At 56.6% G+C, this 19,600-nt stretch carries 21 protein-coding genes; 8 read left to right on the forward strand and 13 right to left on the reverse strand.

Annotated features, from left to right (window positions below; genetic code table 11):
* The first annotated feature begins 31 nt into the window (after positions 1-31).
* Together panE and yajL are read left to right on the forward strand one after the other, a co-directional pair.
* Complete coding sequence (gene panE / locus IM291_RS05510; RefSeq protein ID WP_041911083.1) at positions 32-943, forward strand: 2-dehydropantoate 2-reductase; 912 nt, start codon at positions 32-34, stop codon at positions 941-943.
* Entirely contained in the window at positions 906-1,499 is a 594-nt protein-coding gene (yajL, locus tag IM291_RS05515) for a protein deglycase YajL (RefSeq protein ID WP_048999045.1), read from the forward strand. Before panE ends, yajL begins: the two co-directional genes overlap by 38 nt.
* 87 nt (positions 1,500-1,586) lie before the next feature.
* Here the strand turns inward: yajL and thiI are convergent, their stop codons facing one another.
* Positions 1,587-3,035 (reverse strand): tRNA uracil 4-sulfurtransferase ThiI, encoded by a 1,449-nt coding sequence (gene thiI / locus IM291_RS05520; protein WP_045259896.1) that lies wholly within the window; start codon positions 3,033-3,035, stop codon positions 1,587-1,589.
* Positions 3,036-3,213: 178 nt separating this feature from the next.
* Here thiI and xseB point away from each other — a divergent pair, with 178 nt between their 5' ends.
* The 4 genes from xseB to IM291_RS05540 all read left to right on the forward strand — a co-directional run bounded on the left by xseB (position 3,214) and on the right by IM291_RS05540 (position 7,280).
* Entirely contained in the window at positions 3,214-3,456 is a 243-nt protein-coding gene (xseB, locus tag IM291_RS05525; protein ID WP_003859094.1) for an exodeoxyribonuclease VII small subunit, read from the forward strand.
* Positions 3,457-4,356: a (2E,6E)-farnesyl diphosphate synthase gene (gene ispA, locus IM291_RS05530; RefSeq protein ID WP_028012152.1), complete on the forward strand. Its 900-nt coding sequence runs from the start codon at positions 3,457-3,459 to the stop codon at positions 4,354-4,356.
* A 24-nt stretch (positions 4,357-4,380) separates the two neighbouring features.
* Positions 4,381-6,243 (forward strand): 1-deoxy-D-xylulose-5-phosphate synthase, encoded by a 1,863-nt coding sequence (dxs, locus tag IM291_RS05535; RefSeq protein WP_126345114.1) that lies wholly within the window; start codon positions 4,381-4,383, stop codon positions 6,241-6,243.
* 62 nt (positions 6,244-6,305) lie between these two features.
* Complete coding sequence (locus IM291_RS05540; RefSeq protein ID WP_192986307.1) at positions 6,306-7,280, forward strand: aldo/keto reductase; 975 nt, start codon at positions 6,306-6,308, stop codon at positions 7,278-7,280.
* 49 nt (positions 7,281-7,329) lie between these two features.
* Here the strand turns inward: IM291_RS05540 and thiL are convergent, their stop codons facing one another.
* The 5 genes from thiL to nrdR all read right to left on the reverse strand — a co-directional run bounded on the left by thiL (position 7,330) and on the right by nrdR (position 10,935).
* Entirely contained in the window at positions 7,330-8,301 is a 972-nt protein-coding gene (gene thiL / locus IM291_RS05545; protein ID WP_049001891.1) for a thiamine-phosphate kinase, read from the reverse strand.
* Positions 8,302-8,378: 77 nt separating this feature from the next.
* Complete coding sequence (gene nusB, locus IM291_RS05550; RefSeq protein WP_006809908.1) at positions 8,379-8,798, reverse strand: transcription antitermination factor NusB; 420 nt, start codon at positions 8,796-8,798, stop codon at positions 8,379-8,381.
* A gap of 21 nt (positions 8,799-8,819) precedes the next feature.
* A complete protein-coding gene (gene ribE, locus IM291_RS05555) occupies positions 8,820-9,290 on the reverse strand; it encodes a 6,7-dimethyl-8-ribityllumazine synthase (RefSeq protein ID WP_006176874.1) in 471 nt (156 codons plus the stop codon).
* A gap of 87 nt (positions 9,291-9,377) precedes the next feature.
* Positions 9,378-10,481, reverse strand: coding sequence for a bifunctional diaminohydroxyphosphoribosylaminopyrimidine deaminase/5-amino-6-(5-phosphoribosylamino)uracil reductase RibD (ribD, locus tag IM291_RS05560; RefSeq protein ID WP_192986309.1), 1,104 nt, complete (start codon positions 10,479-10,481; stop codon positions 9,378-9,380).
* Positions 10,482-10,485: 4 nt separating this feature from the next.
* A complete protein-coding gene (gene nrdR, locus IM291_RS05565; RefSeq protein ID WP_008503337.1) occupies positions 10,486-10,935 on the reverse strand; it encodes a transcriptional regulator NrdR in 450 nt (149 codons plus the stop codon).
* Positions 10,936-11,085: 150 nt separating this feature from the next.
* Here nrdR and IM291_RS05570 point away from each other — a divergent pair, with 150 nt between their 5' ends.
* Together IM291_RS05570 and IM291_RS05575 are read left to right on the forward strand one after the other, a co-directional pair.
* Positions 11,086-11,625: a DUF3251 domain-containing protein gene (locus tag IM291_RS05570; protein ID WP_150142945.1), complete on the forward strand. Its 540-nt coding sequence runs from the start codon at positions 11,086-11,088 to the stop codon at positions 11,623-11,625.
* 270 nt (positions 11,626-11,895) lie between these two features.
* The gene (locus IM291_RS05575; protein WP_028012146.1) at positions 11,896-12,780 is read left to right on the forward strand and encodes a nucleoside-specific channel-forming protein Tsx; all 885 of its coding nucleotides are present in this window, start codon (positions 11,896-11,898) and stop codon (positions 12,778-12,780) included.
* A gap of 118 nt (positions 12,781-12,898) precedes the next feature.
* On the opposite strand, the gene IM291_RS05580 is transcribed toward IM291_RS05575, so the two are convergent.
* The 7 genes from IM291_RS05580 to queA all read right to left on the reverse strand — a co-directional run bounded on the left by IM291_RS05580 (position 12,899) and on the right by queA (position 19,565).
* The gene (locus IM291_RS05580; protein ID WP_028012145.1) at positions 12,899-13,579 is read right to left on the reverse strand and encodes a YafY family protein; all 681 of its coding nucleotides are present in this window, start codon (positions 13,577-13,579) and stop codon (positions 12,899-12,901) included.
* A gap of 14 nt (positions 13,580-13,593) precedes the next feature.
* Positions 13,594-13,959, reverse strand: a complete 366-nt coding sequence (locus IM291_RS05585; protein ID WP_192986311.1) for a VOC family protein — start codon at positions 13,957-13,959, stop codon at positions 13,594-13,596.
* Between the two features lie 142 nt (positions 13,960-14,101).
* Positions 14,102-15,073 carry a protein translocase subunit SecF gene (gene secF, locus IM291_RS05590; protein ID WP_047367602.1) on the reverse strand — a complete coding sequence of 324 codons (972 nt, stop codon included), beginning with the start codon at positions 15,071-15,073 and terminating at the stop codon, positions 14,102-14,104.
* A 10-nt stretch (positions 15,074-15,083) separates the two neighbouring features.
* Positions 15,084-16,931 (reverse strand): protein translocase subunit SecD, encoded by a 1,848-nt coding sequence (secD, locus tag IM291_RS05595; RefSeq protein ID WP_072031998.1) that lies wholly within the window; start codon positions 16,929-16,931, stop codon positions 15,084-15,086.
* A 27-nt stretch (positions 16,932-16,958) separates the two neighbouring features.
* On the reverse strand, positions 16,959-17,291 hold the full coding sequence (gene yajC / locus IM291_RS05600; RefSeq protein WP_000007630.1) for a preprotein translocase subunit YajC: 333 nt from the start codon (positions 17,289-17,291) through the stop codon (positions 16,959-16,961).
* A 22-nt stretch (positions 17,292-17,313) separates the two neighbouring features.
* A complete protein-coding gene (gene tgt, locus IM291_RS05605; protein WP_192986313.1) occupies positions 17,314-18,441 on the reverse strand; it encodes a tRNA guanosine(34) transglycosylase Tgt in 1,128 nt (375 codons plus the stop codon).
* A gap of 53 nt (positions 18,442-18,494) precedes the next feature.
* Positions 18,495-19,565, reverse strand: a complete 1,071-nt coding sequence (queA, locus tag IM291_RS05610) for a tRNA preQ1(34) S-adenosylmethionine ribosyltransferase-isomerase QueA (RefSeq protein ID WP_047367601.1) — start codon at positions 19,563-19,565, stop codon at positions 18,495-18,497.
* Positions 19,566-19,600: the final 35 nt, after the last annotated feature.

A 19,600-nucleotide genomic window follows, 5' to 3' on the forward strand; every position in this document is an offset into this window, starting at 1 on the left:
CACCTGGCGCAGTTGCAGGTGAGGAGGAACAATGAAAATTACGGTGCTCGGATGCGGAGCGCTCGGCCAGCTGTGGCTGACCGCGCTGTGCAAGCACGGACATGAGGTTCAGGGCTGGCTGCGCGTGCCCCAGCCCTATTGCAGTGTCAACCTGATTGGTGAAGACGGAAGCATTTTTAACGAATCCCTCACCGCAAACGATCCTGATTTCCTGGCGCAAAGCGACCTGTTGCTGGTGACGCTCAAGGCGTGGCAGGTCTCAGATGCGGTTAAGACTCTGGCCGCGCAGCTCCCCCCCACGTCCCCCATTCTGCTGCTGCATAACGGTATGGGAACCCTTGATGAGCTGAAAAGCGTCCCGCAGCCTCTGCTAATGGCGACCACCACCCACGCTGCGCGTCGCGACGGGACTATTATCGTGCATGTCGCCAGCGGCGTGACGCACATCGGCCCGGCCAGAACACAGGATGGCGACTACAGCTATCTGGCCGATGTTCTGCAAAAGGTCTTGCCGGACGTCGCCTGGCACAACAACATCCGCCCTCAGCTGTGGCGCAAGCTGGCCGTAAACTGCGTGATCAATCCGCTGACGGCGCTGTGGAACTGCCCGAACGGGGAACTGAAAAACCATCCGCAGGAGGTGGCGTCCCTGTGTGCAGAAGTCGCGTCGGTCATTGAGCGAGAAGGCCTGCACACCTCAGCAGAGGATTTACGCTGTTATGTCGAGCAGGTTATTGAGAGTACGGCTGAGAACATCTCCTCGATGCTGCAGGACGTTCGGGCATTACGCCATACGGAGATAGATTACATTACCGGCTATCTGCTAAAGCGCGCCCGCTCGCACGGCATCGCCGTGCCGGAAAACGCCCGTCTGTATGACCTGGTTAAACGTAAGGAGAGTGAATATGAGCGCGTCGGCACTGATTTGCCTCGCTCCTGGTAGCGAAGAGATGGAAGCGGTCACCACTATTGATTTAATGGTACGTGGCGGCATTAAGGTAACAACCGCCAGCGTAGCCAGCGACGGCAATCTGGCAATCACCTGTTCACGAGGGGTGAAAATCCTGGCAGACGCACCGCTTGTCCAGGTTGCTGACGGCGATTACGACATCATCGTCCTGCCCGGCGGCTTAAAAGGCGCGGAATGTTTCCGCGACAGCCCGCTGCTGGTTGAAACCGTGCGTCAGTTTCATCTGTCCGGCCGCATCGTCGCGGCAATTTGTGCCGCCGCTGGAACAGTTCTGATTCCGCACGATATCTTCCCCATCGGCAATATGACCGGCTTCCCGGGGCTTAAGGATACGATCCCGGAAGATCATTGGGTGGATAAACGCGTCGTCTGGGATCCGCGCGTCAACCTGCTGACCAGCCAGGGCCCCGGCACCGCGATTGATTTTGGCTTAAAGATAATTGATCTGCTGGTCGGGCGGGAGAAGGCCTACGAAGTGGCGTCGTCGCTGGTGATGCCGGCGGGGATTTATAATTACTATGAAGAGTAGTGCATAAAAAAAGCCGGGTGGTGCGAGGTAAAAGCAAAACGGCAACCTTTGGTTGCCGTTTTTAATGTGAGGGCACCAGGCCGCACGCTACGGACGATACACCTTCACATTCGCGAATCCCTGCTCGCGCAGGTACAGCGCCTGCAGGCGGCTCATCACCCCGCGCTCACACCACAGCAGATACGTTTTGCTCTGATCGAGGTCGCCAAACTTAGTGCTCAGCTTGTAGAACGGCAGAGAAACCACCTCTACGCCTTCAACCTTCAGCGGCTTGTCATCCTGCTCGTCAATGGAGCGGATATCCAGAATCGCATCGTTCGCACCGAAACCGCTCACGGTTTCCACTTCAACCACTTCCTGCTCGGTCTGCTGGGCAATCTCGCGGATGTCGATGTTGGACGCTTCTGCCACCACTCTTTCCAGGATGCTGAAATCGAAGTTCTCTTCTTCCGCTTCGATCTTCGCCTTCACTGCCTTGACGGTCGGGCTTTTTGAGATCACGCCGCAGTATTCCGGCATGGTGCGGGCAAAGTCTTCGGTGCCGATTTCGCGCGCCAGGTCGATGATGTGCTCTTTATCGTGGGAGATCAGCGGACGCAGGATCAGCGTATCTGATACGTTGTCGATCAGACGCAGGTTGGTCAGCGTCTGGCTGGAGACCTGGCCCAGCGCTTCGCCGGTGACCAGCGCCTGCACGCCGTAGCGCTCGGCGACTTTGGACGCCGCGCGAACCATCATACGTTTGAGGATCACGCCCATCTGGCCGTCATCCACTTTTTCAAGGATTTCGCCCACTACCGGCTCAAAGTTGATCGCCACAAAACGCACGCGGTGGGAGCTGCCGAAGCGGTTCCACAGGTAATGCGCCACCTGACGAACGCCAATTTCATGCGCCGCGCCGCCGAGGTTGAAGAAGCAGTAGTGCACGCGGCAGCCGCGACGCATCAGCATGTAGCTGGAGACGCCGGAGTCGAAGCCGCCTGAGATCAGCGACAGCACATCTTCCTGCGTGCCGATCGGGAAACCACCAATACCTTCATAACGGCCCTTAACCAGCAGCAGACGATCGTTCTCGATCTCAAGGTTAACGGTGACGTCCGGGTTAGTCAGGCGCACGCGCGCCGTCTCAACGTGCTGGTTCAGACCGCCGCCAACGTAGCGCTCGACTTCAATCGAGCTGAACTCGTGCTTACCGCGACGCTTCACGCGCACGCAGAAGGTTTTGCCTTCGATCTGATCGCGGTACTGTACCAGCGCCTTTTCGAAGATATCGTGCATATCGCTGAACGGAACGTCTTCCACTTCCAGAATATGGTGAATACCTGGAATACGGGTCAGCGCGTCGCGAATATCAAGGCGTTTGCTTTCGTCTTTCGCGCGGACTTCAACGTGGTCCCAGTGACGCACCACGGCGAGCGTTTCGTCGTAGTGTTTTAATACGTTACGAATGTTCCCGGTGAGAATTTTAATAAAGCGCAAACGCACAGATTGGCTTTTGATGGTGATTTCAGGGAACAATTTAATGATAAACTTCATGGCGGCAATGTTTCTTAGGCAAGCTTATAAAGGCTTGTAGTGGAAAATGATACAGCAGCCCACACCCGTGGCTGCATCCAGGCGCGCAAGTATACCACCATCGCGCCACTCGCGTTATTTGATAATTGCCCCGAGTCCGTTACCATGTTGGGGCGAAGAATATAAGAGTTAATTCACTATGCCGAAGAAGAACGACGCACCGGCCAGTTTTGAAACTGCGCTGAGTGAGCTTGAGCAGATTGTTACCCGCCTCGAGAGCGGCGATTTACCGCTGGAAGACGCCCTCAACGAATTTGAGCGCGGTGTGCAGCTTGCGCGCCAGGGGCAGGTAAAACTCCAGCAGGCCGAGCAGCGTGTGCAGATCCTGCTTTCCGACAGCGAAGACGCTAAAACCACGCCATTCACACCGGACGCCGAGTAAATGGATTTTACCAACGCGCTTCAGGCGCGCGTCGTTCGCGCCAACGACGCCCTACGCCGTTTTATTGAGCCGCAGCCTTTTCAGAACACTCCACTGGTTGAAGCCATGCACTATGGCGCACTCTTAGGGGGTAAACGCCTGCGTCCGTTCCTGGTGTATGCCACGGGCAATATGTTTGGCATCAGTGATAATACGCTGGACGCCCCGGCTGCCGCCGTGGAGTGCATCCACGCCTACTCGCTGATCCACGACGATCTCCCGGCGATGGATGACGACGATCTGCGCCGGGGTCAGCCAACCTGCCACATTAAGTTTGGCGAGGCGAATGCCATTCTGGCGGGCGATGCCTTGCAGACGCTGGCGTTCTCGATTCTCAGTGATGCGCCGATGGCGGAAGTGGCCGACCGCGACCGCCTGGCGATGATCTCCGAACTGGCAATGGCCAGCGGCGTGGCCGGCATGTGCGGCGGTCAGGCGCTGGATCTTGAAGCGGAAGGACGTCAGGTTAATCTGGAACAGCTGGAGCGTATTCATCGCCATAAGACGGGCGCGCTTATTCGTTCCGCCGTTCGCCTGGGCGCGCTGAGCGCGGGTGAGCAAGGGCGCAAAGCCCTGCCGATTCTGGACAGATACGCAGAAAGTATCGGTCTGGCATTCCAGGTTCAGGATGACATTCTGGATGTGGTGGGCGATACTGCAACATTGGGTAAACGTCAGGGTGCGGACCAGCAGCTTGGCAAAAGTACCTATCCCGCCCTGCTGGGTCTTGAGCAAGCCCAACGTAAAGCCCGGGATCTGATTGACGATGCCCGCCAGTCGCTGAATGAGCTGGCCGCGCAATCGCTGGATACCTCGGCACTGGAAGCGCTAGCGGACTATATAATCCAGCGTGATAAATAAACTATATATCTCGATGAGCCTTTGATGAGTTTTGATATTGCCAAATACCCGACACTGGCGTTAGTTGACTCCACCCAGGAGTTACGTCTGTTGCCGAAAGAGAGTCTGCCGAAGCTGTGTGACGAGCTGCGTCGCTACCTGCTCGACAGCGTTAGCCGCTCCAGCGGCCACTTCGCCTCCGGGCTTGGCACGGTTGAGCTGACCGTGGCGTTGCATTACGTCTATAACACGCCGTTCGATCAGCTTATCTGGGACGTGGGCCACCAGGCTTATCCGCACAAAATTCTGACCGGACGTCGCGATAAAATTGGCACCATTCGTCAGAAAGGCGGCCTGCACCCGTTCCCGTGGCGCGGTGAGAGCGAGTATGACGTGCTGAGCGTCGGCCACTCATCGACCTCCATTTCTGCGGGCATCGGTATTGCCGTTGCCGCCGAAAAAGAGAATAAGCAGCGCCGCACCGTCTGCGTGATTGGCGACGGGGCGATCACCGCCGGGATGGCTTTTGAAGCCATGAACCACGCGGGCGATATCAAGCCGGACATGCTGGTTATCCTCAACGATAACGAAATGTCGATCTCCGAGAACGTCGGCGCGCTGAACAACCATCTGGCGCAGCTGCTTTCCGGCAAGCTTTACTCCTCCCTGCGGGAAGGCGGGAAAAAAGTTTTCTCCGGCGTGCCGCCGATCAAAGAGCTGCTCAAGCGTACCGAAGAACACATCAAAGGCATGGTCGTACCGGGCACGCTGTTCGAAGAGCTGGGCTTTAACTATATCGGCCCGGTGGACGGGCACGATGTGCTGGGTCTGGTGACCACGCTTAAAAACATGCGCGACCTGAAAGGCCCGCAGTTCCTGCACATCATGACTAAAAAAGGGCGTGGCTACGAACCGGCGGAGAAAGATCCGATCACCTTCCACGCGGTGCCAAAGTTCGACCATACCAGCGGCTGCCTGCCGAAAAGCAGCGGCGGAATGCCGAGCTACTCAAAAATCTTTGGCGACTGGCTGTGCGAGACGGCGGCAAAAGATCACAAGCTGATGGCGGTTACGCCAGCCATGCGTGAAGGCTCCGGCATGGTCGAGTTCTCCAAAAAATACCCGGACCAGTATTTCGACGTCGCCATTGCCGAGCAGCACGCGGTCACCTTCGCGGCGGGCCTGGCGATTGGCGGCTACAAGCCGGTGGTGGCGATTTACTCCACCTTCCTGCAGCGCGCCTACGACCAGGTGATCCATGACGTTGCCATCCAGAAGCTGCCGGTGCTGTTTGCTATCGATCGCGCGGGCATCGTGGGGGCCGACGGCCAGACGCACCAGGGGGCGTTTGATCTCTCCTTCCTGCGCTGCATTCCGGACATGGTCATCATGACGCCAAGCGACGAAAACGAGTGTCGTCAGATGCTGTATACCGGCTACCACTATCAGGACGGCCCCTGCGCGGTACGTTATCCACGCGGCAATGCCCTTGGCGTTGAACTTCAGCCGCTGGAAAAACTGGAGATCGGTAAAGGTCTGGTGAAACGTCGCGGCGAAAAAGTGGCGATCCTGAACTTTGGTACGCTGATGCCGGAAGCGGCAAAAGTCGCTGAAACCCTGAACGCGACGCTGGTGGATATGCGCTTTGTGAAGCCGCTCGATGAATCTCTGATTCTGAGCATGGCGGAAAGCCACGACGTGCTGGTCACGCTGGAAGAGAACGCCATCATGGGCGGTGCGGGCAGCGGCGTTAACGAGGTACTGATGGCGAACCGTAAATTGGTTCCGGTGCTGAACCTCGGCCTGCCGGACCACTTCATCCCGCAAGGCACACAGGACGAGGCGCGTGCCGACATCGGCCTGGACGCCGCCGGTATCGAAGCCAGAATCCGCAGCTGGCTGGCCTGATCCCTCCCCTTTTCCGCTCCTGCTATGCTTAAACGTATTGTTTAAACAGCAGGAGCGGAACCATGCAATACACGACATTAGGAAAAACGGACCTCAGGGTGTCCCGGCTTTGCCTGGGCTGCATGACCTTTGGCGAGCCTGACCGGGGAAATCACGCCTGGACGCTGCCGGAAGAGAGCAGCCGCCCTATCATCAAGCGCGCCATAGACGGCGGCATCAACTTCTTCGATACCGCCAACAGCTACTCTGACGGCAGCAGCGAAGAGATTGTGGGCCGCGCTCTGCGTGATTTTGCTCGTCGGGATGAGATTGTGGTCGCCACCAAGGTGTATTACCCGTCAGGCGATCTGGCTGAAGGCCTCTCTCGCGCGCAGATCCTGCGCTCCATTGATGACAGTCTCAGACGCCTGAACATGGATTACGTCGACCTGCTGCAAATTCACCGCTGGGATTACAACACGCCAATTGAAGAAACCCTTGAAGCGCTGAACGATGTCGTGAAAGCAGGTAAAGCGCGCTATATCGGCGCGTCGTCAATGCACGCATCTCAGTTTGCTCAGGCGCTCGATCTCCAGGCGCAGCACGGCTGGGCACGCTTTGTCACCATGCAGGATCACTACAACCTGATTTACCGGGAAGAAGAACGCGAGATGCTGCCGCTCTGCTATCAGGAAGGCGTGGCGGTGATCCCGTGGAGCCCGCTGGCGCGCGGACGCTTAACCCGTCCGTGGGGAGAAACCACGGCGCGGCTGGTATCGGATGAAGTGGGTAAAAAACTTTATTCCGGTACCGAAGCCAGCGATGCGCTGATTGCCGAACGTTTAGCCGGGATCGCCGACGATATCGGCGCAACGCGCGCGCAGGTGGCGCTGGCGTGGCTGCTGGGCAAGCGGGGTGTCGCCGCACCGATTATTGGTACATCGCGGGAAGAACAGCTGGACGAGTTGTTAAGCGCGGTGGATTTATCGCTGACGCCGGAGCAGGTTGCCGAGCTGGAGACGCCGTATCAGCAGCATCCGGTGGTGGGGTTTAAGTAAACACTTGCCGGGTGGCGTACGCTTACCCGGCAATACTGAGCGCACAAACTTACCCGAAGTGATCGTACCCTTTCCAGTCCAGCGTAACGGGCGCACCGTCTTTCACAAACTTCAGCCCTTCACTCTCCGGCATGATCTGACCGATGCAGGTAAACTTTGCGCCAAGATGGGCCAATGCCACGTCCAGCGTTCCACGGTTCAGCTCTGGCACCGTGAAGCACAACTCGTAGTCTTCCCCACCGGAGAGCGCCCAGCGCAGCGCCTGCTCAGGCTCCACATGGCGAAGCAGTTGCTCCGACAGCGGGAACAGATCCAGGTCAACGCGCGCGCCCACCCCGCTGGCCTTCAGGATATGGCCGAGGTCCGAGATGAGACCGTCAGAGAGATCGATAGCCGAACTGGCCCGCTCGCGCAGCGCCTGACCGTGCAGAATACGTGGTGTCGGGCGCAGGTGGCGCTTCACCAGATACGCCGCATCGTCAGCGTCCTTCACGTTTAAGCGATCCTGAAGGATCGCCAGCCCTGCCGCGCTGTCTCCCGGCGTCCCGGTCACGTAGATCCAGTCGCCCGGTTTAGCGCCCGAGCGCTTCAGCGCGCGACCGAGCGGCACATAGCCGTGGATCGCCAGGGTCATCGACAGCGGCCCGGCAGTCGTATCGCCGCCAATCAGCTGCATATCGTAGTAGTTCAGCTGTTCAAACAGCGCATCGCTGAACGCTTCAAGCCAGGCTTCATCCACCTCCGGCAGCGTCAGGGCCAGCGTCAGCCAGGCCGGGTCGGCGCCCATTGCCGCCAGATCGCTGACGTTGACCGCCAGCGCTTTATACGCCAGATCGGCAGGATCGATATCACGTAAGAAATGACGTCCGCACACTAAGGTGTCGGTGCTGATTGCCAGCGTCTGCTTTTCAGGAATATTGAGAAGTGCACAGTCATCGCCAATGCCGGTTTCAACATCAAGACGAGAGGTTCTGACACGGTCGAAATAACGGGCAATCAGGGAGAATTCGCCGCATGCCATACGTTATGCCTCAGCAAATAAAAGAAAAAACCGGAGCCGCACTGCCCGTCAGGCAATGCAGAACTCCGGTTTGCGGATCACTTTTTGTGGGGACGGATCGCAGGTGCGGCTTTATCAAGTACGCCGTTAACGAACTTGTGGCTGTCTTCAGCGCCGAAGGTTTTCGCCAGTTCGATCGCTTCGTTGATGGCCACTTTGTACGGCACATCATCACGTTTAGACAGCTCAAACAGCGCGATACGCAACACTGCTTTTTCCACCTGGCCCAGCTCTTCGAGCAGACGGGACAGGTATGGCTTCATCAGGCCATCGAGATACGCGCTATTAGTCGCCACTCCCGACAGCAGTTCACGGAAGTACAGAACGTCAACGTCTTTCACGTCCTGTTCTGACAGGAACTGGTATTCAACATCAGCGATGTCGTTCTGGGACAACTGCCAGGAGTAAAGTGCCTGGACGGCACATTCACGGGCGCGGCGACGAGCAGCAGGTTTCACGGAATTCCCCTTACAAAAAAATCAGGCCTTAATGGCTTTCAATACATTGATCATTTCAAGCGCGGTCAGTGCAGCTTCTGCACCTTTGTTACCGGCTTTGGTGCCAGCACGTTCGATGGCTTGTTCAATACTTTCGGTGGTCAGCACGCCGAACGCGACAGGAATTTCAGCATCCTGCGCAACGTGTGCCAGACCGTTGCTTGCACCGCCCGCAACGTATTCGAAGTGCGCAGTGCCGCCACGAATAACGGTACCCAGCGCAATCACCGCGTCGTATTTACCGGTTTTCGCCAGCGCGCCCGCCGCCAGTGGCAGTTCATAAGCGCCTGGAACCCAAACAACGGTAATGTTGTCATCTTTAACCTGGCCGATACGTTTCAGGGCGTCAATCGCACCTTCCAGCAGGCTATCGTTGATGAAGTTGTTGAAACGCGCAATGGTGATGGCGACGCGAGCGTCCGGGGTAGCTACAGCAGCTTCAATAATGTTCATACTCTTCCTTTACGGGTTCATTTGGCCCCGCAGGGGGGCGGATTTTATCATAATACTTTGCGCACTGCTTCCCTATTTCGGGAGCAATTACGCTGTCGTTAAATGGAGGCAGACATCCGGACCCACCGGACGAATCTCGCTGAATGTGAGTTGCGGTGCATCGGCCAGTTTTTCAAGGCCAGGCAGCACAAACAGGCCGCGCGCGTCGTGACCTAACAGTTTAGGCGCAACGTAGACGAGCAGTTCATCCACCAGCCCCGCCTGGAGCAGCGCGCCGGCGAGCGTCGGACCGGCTTCGACCCAGATACTGTTCACCTGCTGCTTGCCGAGCAACATCATCAGCACCACGAGATCCAGATGTCCGTTATGCTCCGGCACCATAATGCTGCGCACGCCTTCCGGCCATTCGCTCGTATCTTCTTTGGTGCGCGCAATCCAGGTTTCACCCGGCTGCTGCACGATGCGGTGCGCCGGGGTCACGCGGTTCTGGCTATCAATAATAATACGCAGCGGCTGGCGCAGGTTCTCCTGCGGATAAAGCGCCTGGGTATCGGCATTCAGCTCATCCCAGCGCACGGTCATGGCCGGATCGTCAGCCAGAACGGTTTCACTGCTGGTGAGGATAGCATGGCTTTGCGCGCGCAGACGTTGCACATCGCGCCTTGCCTGCGGCGAGGTGATCCACTGGCTTTCACCGTTCGCCATTGCCGTACGGCCGTCCAGCGAGGCGCCCAGCTTAAGCTGAATAAACGGGAAGCCGGTGCGCATGCGCTTCAGAAAGCCTTTGTTGATGGCTTCCGCATCTTGCATCATCAGGCCGTGGCTGACGTCGATCCCTTCCTGTTGCAGACGATACAGGCCGCGGCCCGCCACCTGCGGGTTAGGATCCTGCATAGCGGCGACCACGCGCGAAACCCCTGCCGCAATCAGCGCTTCACAGCACGGCGGCGTGCGCCCGTGGTGGCTGCAGGGCTCCAGCGTCACGTAGGCCGTCGCGCCTCGCGCTTTCTCCCCCGCCATACGCAGGGCATGCACTTCAGCATGCGGCTCGCCTGCGCGATAGTGAAACCCTTCCCCCACGATCTCGCCATCTTTCACGATAACGCACCCGACGTTGGGGTTAGGATGGGTGGTAAAACGACCGCGCTGCGCCAGCTTCATGGCTCGCGCCATGTACTTCTCATCCTGCATGGGCTTAATCCTGTAAGCGGGCGATCTCTTCGCCAAACTCTTTGATATCTTCGAAACTGCGGTAGACAGAGGCGAAGCGGATATAGGCGACCTTATCGAGCTTTTTCAGCTGCTCCATCACCAGGTTGCCGATCATTTTGCTCGGCACTTCACGCTCGCCCAGGCCACGCAGGTAAGATTTAATGTGGTTTAACGCCATTTCGACATCATCCGCGCTGACGGGCCGTTTTTCGAGGGCCTTCAGCATTCCACTGCGCAGTTTCTCTTCGTTAAACGGCTCGCGCACGTCGTTACTTTTTACCACGCGCGGCATTACCAGCTCTGCAACCTCAAAGGTCGTGAAACGCTCGTTGCACACCAGACACTGCCGACGACGGCGTACAGAAGACCCTTCGCCCACAAGGCGAGAGTCGATGACTTTGGTATCCACAGCGGAGCAGAATGGGCAATGCATACGGTATCCCTGTTATCTGGTTAACTGATTTTCATTTTACCCTGATCTGGCCTGACAACAAAGGAGGAGCTTTTGAGATAAAGGATCTATGTCTGGCGGTACGTTGCTGGCTACCATTATGGGGATCCGTCATTTCAAGGAATAAACGCTATGACAAGACGTTACCTGAAAATTTTACTGGTGGGGAGCCTCTTCACCCTTAGTGCCTGTGCACAGCAAACCGAAGTCCGCCAGATGAAACAAAGCGTGAATACGCTCAACACGGCGATGGACAAACTGAACAAAGAAACGGTGAAGATCACCCAGCAAAACGCGCTGAACGCCAAATCCACCAGCGGGGTATATCTGCTGCCAGGAGCGAATACGCCTGCCCTGCTTAATAGCCAGATTGGCACGCTGAAGATGTCTCTGGTGAATGTGGCGGCGAATGCGGATGGTACGCGCGCAACATTACGTATTCACGGTGAGTCCAACGAGCCGCTGCCCGCCTTCAGCGGCACCGTAGAGTGGGGCCAGATCCAGGGCACCACGGAGAGCTACCAGGAGGTGAACGTGAAGAACCAGCTGTTCACCGCTCCGGCCAGCGTGTTAGCGCCCAGCGATGTGGATATTCCACTTCAGCTAAGCGGACTTACGCCTGAGCAGTTAGGCTTTATCCGCATTCACGACATCCAACCTGCCGCGCAGTAATCCCTTCCTTTTGAGCGGAGTGAAATGTCACTCCGCTAACATTTACATTTCGTATGGATTGGCAACAGAAATGATTGCCGCTACAATCCCGGCCGTTTAAAGTACGCAAACGTGAACGCAATCGATTACGCGTGTGAGAGATATGTGAAACAACACATATTTTTGTGAGCAGGGATTCCTATAATAGGCACCGCAGAAACACGAAATATTTAGAAACGCAATTCGCGCATTTTTCACTCCCGGAAGGGAATTTCAATCAGTGGCATGATTATGAAAAAAACATTACTCGCAGCCGGTGCAGTTCTGGCACTGTCCTCCTCTTTCACTGTTAACGCAGCGGAAAACGAGAAACCACAATACCTCTCCGACTGGTGGCACCAGAGCGTTAACGTGGTAGGCAGCTACCACACCCGTTTCGGACCGCAGATCCGCAACGATACCTACCTGGAATATGAAGCGTTCGCCAAGAAAGACTGGTTTGATTTCTACGGCTATATGGATGCGCCTGTGTTCTTCGGTGGTAACACCGATGCAAAAGGTATCTGGAACCACGGTTCCCCACTGTTCATGGAGATTGAACCGCGCTTCTCCATCGACAAACTGACCGGTACCAGCCTGGCGTTTGGTCCGTTCAAAGAGTGGTACTTCGCGAACAACTACATCTACGACATGGGCCGCAATAAGTCCGGTCGTCAGAGCACCTGGTATATGGGTCTGGGTACTGACATTGACACCGGCCTGCCGATGAGCCTGTCCCTGAACGTGTATGCAAAATACCAGTGGCAGAACTACGGCGCAGCGAATGAAAACGAGTGGGACGGCTACCGTTTCAAAGTGAAATACTTCGTGCCAATTACCCAGCTGTGGGGCGGTAATCTGAGCTACATCGGTTTCACTAACTTTGACTGGGGCTCAGACCTGGGCGACGACGATTTCCGTGACCTGAACGGCAAGAAAGCGCGTACCAACGATTCCATCGCCTCCAGCCACATCCTGGCGCTGAACTACGATCACTGGCACTACTCTGTTGTTGCGCGTTACTGGCACAACGGTGGCCAGTGGAACGACGACGCGAGCCTGAACTTCGGTAACGGCGACTTTAGCGTCCGCTCTACCGGCTGGGGTGGTTACCTGGTCGTGGGTTACAACTTCTAATCAGTGCGGGATTGTGCGGGCTGGTGCCCTCACCCCTTCCCTCTCCCATGGGAGAGGGTGCAAACACAAAAAACGGCAACATCGTTGCCGTTTTGCTTTTACCTCGCCACCCGGCTTTTTACTGCTTCACCTTGCGCAAAAAATCCGCCAAAGACCTGTCCGCACTCTCACTGAACCGCCTCTCCGTCATTACAACATTGAGACACCGGTCGAGCCGGAAACAGCGGTAGTCATCGCGCCGTTCACACCATGCCGCCAGCAGCCAGCGCTCTCCCCAGAAGAACAACCCCAGCGGTTGCACCTCACGTTTTGAGAGTAGCCCGGCTTCATCACGATAATGCAGCGCCAATACGCGCTGAGCGGAAATCGCCTGGTGAATCATGTCAAAATCGCTGCGGGAGTGGCTTTGCATGCAAAAATCCGGGGCGTAGATCCGCGTCTGCTCCGCCTTTCTGCGGCTCTCCTCGGGCAGAATAGCAAGCACCTTCTCCTGGGCCGACTCCAGCTCGCGCGACAGCGATTCACCTCCCCAGGTTTTGAGCAGGCGAATCGCGACCATCAGCGCTTCGGATTCCTTATTTGTCAGCATCAGCGGCGGCAGGTCAAAACCCGACATCAGCCGATATCCGCTTCCCGCCTCGCCTTCCACCGGGACGCCGGAAAGCGACAGGTCGCGGATATCGCGGTAGACCGTGCGCTCGGACACGCCAAGCCGGTCCGCCAGATGCGCAGCCGTTGTCAGACGCCTGCCCCGCAGGATCTGCACAATCTGAAACAAACGGTCAGCGCGTCGGGTCATAACGTCATTCGCTCTCAGGCAGGTTGATGAAGGCCGACGCGGTTACCCTCGCTGTCGGTAAACAGTGCGATAGTGCCGATACCATGCGGCAGTTCCAGCGGGCCAAACACGCACTCGCCGCCCGCAGAGGCAATGCGATCGAGCGTGGCCGCCAGATTGTCAGTATGCAGGTAAATAATAGCGCCCTGCAAAGAGGGCGTAACGCCGTCAAATTTTGCCAGCGCTCCTCCGGTGGCGGGATCCTCATGCGGGAAAACCGCCAGCTCGGCAATGTCCATTTTCTCGCGACGCAGCGCGAGCTGCATCACCTGCTCATAAAATTTGATGGCGCGATCCATATCCGAAACCGGAATTTCAAACCAGTTAATTACGCTTTTCATACATCCTCCTGCCTGTTGTGTGGGTTCAGAAGGAGTCTACGGCAGGGCTCCTGACAGCATACTGTCAGGAGTGTTTGTCAGGAGCAGATAAAAAAAATCCCGGTCAACAGACCGGGATTCCGATAACGCGCTAAACGTCGCCTTACGGCAGAATGGACGGCTGATCCGCCCCTTCTTTCTCGACCTTCTGCTGGAGCAGGTGCTCGCGCTTCATGCCAAGTTTCAGTGCCAGAGCGGACGCCACGTAAATAGACGACGCCGTACCGATGGAGACACCGATCAGCATGGTCAGCGAGAAGCCTTCCAGCACCGGGCCACCGAAGAGGAACAGCATCAGGATCACCATCAGGGTAGTACCGGAGGTGATCAAGGTACGATGCAGCGTCTGGGTCAACGACACGTTAAAGATTTCGTACGGCGTGCCGCGACGGATCTTACGGAAGTTTTCACGGATACGGTCAGATACCACGATACTGTCGTTCAGTGAGTAACCGATTACGGACATAAGGGATGCCACGATGGTCAGGTCAATCTCAATGTGGAACAGAGACAGTATGCCCATGGTGATCACCACGTCGTGCGCCAGGGCGATAACCACACCGGCCGCAAGTCGCCACTCGAAGCGGAAACCGACGTACACCAGGATGGAGATCAGCGCCACCAGCAGCGCCATGGCGCCGGTTTGCGCCAGGTCCGCACCCACGCTCGGGCCGACGAACTCAATACGCTTGACCGCCGCGCTCTGGCTGGTGGTCTCGTTAATGACCTGTACGACCTTGCTGCCCAGCTCCTGGCTGCCGTTGGCATCGTGCACCGGCGGCATACGCACCATGATGTCGCGGCTGCTGCCGAAGTTCTGCAGCAGCGGCTCTTCAAAGCCCGCTTTCTGCAGCGATTCGCGCATCTGGTCCATATCGACCGGTTTTTCCAGGGAGATCTCGATGACCGTACCACCGGTGAAATCGAGACCCCAGTTAAAGCCTTTCACGCCCATAATGACGATGGACAAAATCAGCAGTAAACCTGAAATGCCGAAGGCCCAGTAGTCCCAGCGCATAAAGTCCCAGACTTTACGGCCATGGTTCAATTGTTCAACAGTATATTCCTGTGCCACAACGCACTCCTCAGATAGACAGCTTTTTGACGCGCTTGCCGCCGTACAGCAGGTTCACGATGGCACGGGTGCCGACAATAGCGGTAAACATTGACGTTGCGACACCGATACCGGTGGTAATCGCAAAGCCTTTGATCGCGCCAGTACCCACTGCATACAGGATAAGAACCTTAATCAGTGTTGTTACGTTCGCATCGAAGATAGAGCTGAACGCGCCTTTATAACCTTCGTCAATCGCCTGCTGGACAGAGCGACCGTTGCTCAACTCTTCTTTGATACGTTCGTTAATCAGTACGTTGGCGTCGACCGCCACCGCAAGGGTCAGAACGATACCCGCAATCCCCGGCATGGTCAGCGTCGCCCCCGGCAGCAGGGACATAATGCCGATGATCAGCACCAGGTTTGCGATCAGCGCGGAGGTCGCAATCAGACCGAACTTCTTATAGAAGAAGATCATGAAGAGGATAGAGACCGCCAGACCGGCCAGACACGCTTCCAGACCCTGCTGGATGTTTTGCATACCCAGGGTTGGACCAATGGTACGTTCTTCAACAATCTGAATTGGCGCAATCAGCGCACCGGCACGCAGCAGCAGCGAGAGCTGACGCGCTTCGTTCGGGTTACTAATACCGGTAATACGGAAGCTGTTACCCAGACGAGACTGGATGTTGGCGATGTTAATCACCTCTTCCTCTTTCACCAGCACCGCACGACCATTTGCATCTTTCTTACCGCTGTCTTTGTACTCCACGAACAGGGTCGCCATCGGTTTGCCGATGTTGTCCTTGGTGAAGTTAGACATGATGTTACCACCCGCGCTATCCAGCGAGATGTTAACCTGCGGCTGGTTGTACTCATCCTGGCTTGAAGTGGAGTCGGTGATGTGGTCACCGGTCAGGATCACGCGCTTGTACAGCACAACCGGCTGACCTTCGCGGGTCTGTTTCACTTCGGAGTCACCCGGAATACGGCCAGACGCCGCGGCAGACTGATCGACATTGGAGTTCACCAGACGGAATTCCAGCGTCGCGGTCGCACCGAGGATCTCTTTCGCACGCGCGGTATCCTGGATACCCGGCAGTTCTACCACGATACGGTCAGCACCCTGACGCTGTACCAGCGGCTCAGCCACACCCAGCTGGTTTACACGGTTACGCAGAATGTTGATGTTCTGCTGAACGGCATATTCACGCGCTTCTTTCAGACGCGCATCGGTCATCACCGCACGCAGCTGGTTGCTGCCCTGAGAGGTGATCACCAGGTCACGGTGACGTTGGGTCAGGTAATCTACAGCCTGATCGCGCGCCGCGCTGTCGCGGAACGTGATGCTCATGCCGTAGTTATCTTCTTTACGCACGGTAGTGTATGGGATGCCTTTGTCGCGCAGATCGCTGCGCAGGCTGTCGATATTCTGTTCCTGCAGCTTGCCGAGCGCGGTATCCATATCCACTTCCATCAGGAAGTGAACGCCGCCACGCAGGTCAAGACCCAGCTTCATTGGCTCTGCGTTCAGCGCAGCCAGCCAGCGAGGGGTTGCAGGAGCAAGGTTAAGCGCCACGACATATTTGTCACCCAGCACGCCCATCAGCGCTTCGCGAGCGCGGAGCTGCGTGTCGGTGGTGTCGAAGCGAGCAAGAATTGCACCCTCTTCCAGAGCCACAGACTTAGCGGTAATTTTTTCTTCTTGTAACGTTTTCTGGACCTGGATCAGCGTTTGCTCACTGGCGGCGACACCGCGCGCGCCAGTGATTTGAACGGCCGGATCCTCACCATACAGGTTGGGAAGCGCGTACAGCAGGCCGACGATAATCACGACGACCAGCATGATGTACTTCCACAAAGGATAACGGTTTAACACGGCAGTTCCCTTTGGGAAAAGTTGGGATTACAGCGCCTTCATGGTGCCTTTCGGCAGAACGGCAGCTACGAAGTCACGTTTGATAACCACTTCAGTGGTGTCGTTCAGGGCGATAGCAATGTAGCCGCTTTCAGCCACTTTGGTTACGCGGCCGACCAGACCACCGTTGGTCAGCACTTCATCGCCTTTCGCGATGGAGTCCATCAGCTTTTTGTGCTCTTTGGTACGCTTCTGCTGTGGGCGCAGGATCATGAAGTAGAAGATCAGACCGAACACAACCAGCATCAGGATCAGAGACATCGGGCTGCCCTGCGCCGGAGCACCTGTTGCCGCTACCGCATCAGAAATAAAAAAGCTCATTCAAATTCCCTCATTATTAATATTAATCAACGTTCAACGGTGGAACATCCCGCCCCTGACGTTGGTAAAAATCGGTCACGAAGCTCTCTAATTTACCCTCTTCGATAGCCTTGCGTAAACCAGACATTAAGCGCTGATAGTAGCGAAGATTATGAATCGTATTGAGACGCGCGCCCAAAATCTCATTACAACGATCGAGATGATGCAGATACGCGCGAGAATAATTGCGACAGGTATAGCAATCGCACTCGGAATCGAGCGGGCTGGTGTCACTCTTATGCTTCGCGTTACGGATTTTCACCACGCCATCGGTAACGAACAGATGACCGTTACGCGCGTTGCGGGTTGGCATCACGCAGTCGAACATATCAATGCCGCGACGTACGCCTTCCACCAGATCTTCGGGTTTACCCACACCCATCAGGTATCGTGGTTTATCCGCCGGGATTTGCGGGCAGACGTGCTCCAGAATGCGGTGCATGTCTTCCTTCGGCTCACCCACAGCCAAACCGCCGACAGCGTAGCCATCAAAACCTATCTCTACCAGACCTTTAACAGAGATATCGCGTAAATCTTCGTAAACGCTGCCCTGAATGATGCCGAACAGCGCATTTTTGTTCTGCAGGGAGTCAAAACGGTCGCGGCTGCGCTTCGCCCAGCGCAGAGACATCTCCATAGAGCGTTTCGCGTAGTCCCAGTCTGCCGGGTACGGCGTACATTCGTCGAAGATCATCACGATGTCGGAGCCGAGATCGTACTGAATCTCCATCGACTTTTCGGGATCGAGGAAAATCGGATCGCCGTTGATCGGGTTACGGAAGTGTACGCCCTGCTCGGTGATCTTGCGGATATCGCCCAGGCTGAAGACCTGGAAGCCGCCGGAGTCGGTCAGAATCGGGCCTTTCCACTGCATAAAATCGTGCAGATCGCCGTGGAGCTTCATGATGTCCTGACCCGGACGCAGCCACAGGTGGAAGGTATTGCCGAGGATAATCTGTGCGCCCGTGGCTTCAACTTCTTCCGGCGTCATCCCTTTTACGGTGCCGTACGTGCCCACAGGCATAAACGCGGGGGTTTCCACCACGCCGCGATCAAACACCAGGCGACCGCGACGCGCGCGGCCATCGGTGGTATCGAGTTCAAATTTCATTTTTTCTCCGACGTCAGAAAAACAGTCCAACGTTGTCATACGGTGCCGCGGACTTATTCCCCGACACGCTCATTCAAAGCCAGCGGATTGTACGTGATAAACATCGCGTCCCCGTAGCTAAAAAAGCGATATTTTTGTTCTACCGCAGACTTGTACGCATTCATCGTATGCTGATAACCCGCAAACGCAGAGACCAGCATAATCAGCGTCGATTCAGGCAGATGGAAGTTGGTCACCAGCGCGTCAATCACTTTGTACTGATAGCCCGGGTAGATGAAGATCTGCGTATCGCCAAAGAACGGCTCGATAAGATCGCGCTTTGCAGCCTGCGCGGCGCTTTCCAGTGAACGCACGGACGTCGTACCGACGGCCACGACGCGGCTACCGCGCGCTTTCGCCGCCAGCACCGCGTCCACCACATCCTGCGGCACTTCGGCATACTCGGAGTGCATGATGTGGTCTTCAATGCTGTCCACCCGCACCGGCTGGAAGGTGCCCGCGCCGACGTGCAGCGTCACAAACGCCATCTCAACGCCCTTCGCGCGCAGCTTTTCCAGCAGCGGTTCATCAAAGTGGAGACCTGCGGTTGGTGCCGCGACCGCGCCTGGCTTCTGGCTGTAGACGGTCTGGTACAGCTCGCGATCGGCCTCTTCGTCCGGGCGCTCAATGTACGGCGGCAGCGGCATATGGCCGATGGCGTTCAGGATGTCGAGCACCGTGCGCTCGTCGTCGAACGCCACCTCGAACAGCGCGTCGTGGCGCGCGGTCATGGTCGCCTTGATGCTTTCGTCATCACCCAGCAGCAGCTCCGCGCCCGGCTTCGGCGCTTTGGAAGCGCGAATATGTGCCAGAATACGTTTATCATCGAGCATACGTTCGACCAGCACTTCAATCTTGCCGCCGCTGGCCTTACGGCCAAACAGGCGCGCCGGGATCACACGGGTATTGTTAAAGACCAGCAGATCGCCAGGGTTGAGCTTGTCGAGCAAATCGGTGAAAGTACCGTGCGTCAGCTCGCCCGTTGGCCCATCCAGTGACAGTAAGCGACAGCTGCTGCGCTCAGGCATGGGATAGTGAGCAATCAGGGATTCAGGTAGTTCAAAGGAGAAATCGGCGACGCGCATGACGTATACTCGTGACTTAAAAACAGGCGGCATAG

Origin of the sequence: Enterobacter cloacae complex sp. P27C, from assembly GCF_014895705.1 — a bacterium.
GTDB classification, from domain to species: Bacteria; Pseudomonadota; Gammaproteobacteria; order Enterobacterales; family Enterobacteriaceae; genus Enterobacter; species Enterobacter bugandensis.

Excerpts from the sequence above, each read along its gene's own strand:
- IM291_RS05540 (WP_192986307.1), top strand. The coding sequence starts at position 6,306 with ATGCAATACACGACATTAGGAAAAACGGACCTCAGGGTGTCCCGGCTT.
- thiI (WP_045259896.1), bottom strand. The coding sequence starts at position 3,035 with ATGAAGTTTATCATTAAATTGTTCCCTGAAATCACCATCAAAAGCCAA.
- ribD (WP_192986309.1), bottom strand. The coding sequence starts at position 10,481 with ATGCAGGATGAGAAGTACATGGCGCGAGCCATGAAGCTGGCGCAGCGC.
- IM291_RS05580 (WP_028012145.1), bottom strand. The coding sequence starts at position 13,579 with ATGACCCGACGCGCTGACCGTTTGTTTCAGATTGTGCAGATCCTGCGG.
- thiL (WP_049001891.1), bottom strand. The coding sequence starts at position 8,301 with ATGGCATGCGGCGAATTCTCCCTGATTGCCCGTTATTTCGACCGTGTC.
- panE (WP_041911083.1), top strand. The coding sequence starts at position 32 with ATGAAAATTACGGTGCTCGGATGCGGAGCGCTCGGCCAGCTGTGGCTG.
- ribE (WP_006176874.1), bottom strand. The coding sequence starts at position 9,290 with ATGAACATTATTGAAGCTGCTGTAGCTACCCCGGACGCTCGCGTCGCC.
- tgt (WP_192986313.1), bottom strand. The coding sequence starts at position 18,441 with ATGAAATTTGAACTCGATACCACCGATGGCCGCGCGCGTCGCGGTCGC.
- queA (WP_047367601.1), bottom strand. The coding sequence starts at position 19,565 with ATGCGCGTCGCCGATTTCTCCTTTGAACTACCTGAATCCCTGATTGCT.
- ispA (WP_028012152.1), top strand. The coding sequence starts at position 3,457 with ATGGATTTTACCAACGCGCTTCAGGCGCGCGTCGTTCGCGCCAACGAC.
- IM291_RS05575 (WP_028012146.1), top strand. The coding sequence starts at position 11,896 with ATGAAAAAAACATTACTCGCAGCCGGTGCAGTTCTGGCACTGTCCTCC.
- xseB (WP_003859094.1), top strand. The coding sequence starts at position 3,214 with ATGCCGAAGAAGAACGACGCACCGGCCAGTTTTGAAACTGCGCTGAGT.
- nrdR (WP_008503337.1), bottom strand. The coding sequence starts at position 10,935 with ATGCATTGCCCATTCTGCTCCGCTGTGGATACCAAAGTCATCGACTCT.
- yajL (WP_048999045.1), top strand. The coding sequence starts at position 906 with ATGAGCGCGTCGGCACTGATTTGCCTCGCTCCTGGTAGCGAAGAGATG.
- yajC (WP_000007630.1), bottom strand. The coding sequence starts at position 17,291 with ATGAGCTTTTTTATTTCTGATGCGGTAGCGGCAACAGGTGCTCCGGCG.
- IM291_RS05570 (WP_150142945.1), top strand. The coding sequence starts at position 11,086 with ATGACAAGACGTTACCTGAAAATTTTACTGGTGGGGAGCCTCTTCACC.
- IM291_RS05585 (WP_192986311.1), bottom strand. The coding sequence starts at position 13,959 with ATGAAAAGCGTAATTAACTGGTTTGAAATTCCGGTTTCGGATATGGAT.
- dxs (WP_126345114.1), top strand. The coding sequence starts at position 4,381 with ATGAGTTTTGATATTGCCAAATACCCGACACTGGCGTTAGTTGACTCC.